Annotated in this window: 1 protein-coding gene; it reads left to right on the plus strand. The window is 50.4% G+C overall.

The genetic code is table 11. The annotated features are described in order from the left end of the window. Positions 1-372, plus strand: a 372-nt coding sequence (locus tag HRG09_RS28435) for a phosphotransferase (protein WP_174104114.1), incomplete at its 5' end; no start/stop codon positions are given. Between the last annotated feature and the right edge of the window lie 37 nt (positions 373-409).

Raw genomic sequence — 409 nt, forward strand, 5'->3', positions numbered from 1 at the left:
GCGGTGTCTGCTGTATGGGAGTCGGCTCTTTCTGCGCCTCCATGGAACGGTCCTCCTGTTTGGCATCACGGCGATCTAGATGTACGTAACTGGCTCGTACGTGATAAGCGTATCAGCGGTGTGATTGATTGGGAGACAATGGGCATAGGTGACCCTGCGTGTGATGTAATGGTCGCGTGGAAGTTGCACTCGCCAGAGGCGCGCGATGTGTTCCTTGATGCTATCCGTACGGACGATGCTACATTGGCAAGGGCCCGCGGATGGGTCGTATCACAGGCAGTTGCAATCCTTACCTACTACACGCCGCAAAACAATCCAATTTTGTACAATGAGGCGAAATCCTGGCTAGACCTAGTGCTAGTTCAAAAGTAATTCAGTGATTTTAAGAGTGAAACATATCTCAGTTATT

This window comes from Bacillus sp. Xin1 (genome assembly GCF_013314535.1).
GTDB lineage: Bacteria > Bacillota > Bacilli > Bacillales > Bacillaceae_G > Bacillus_A.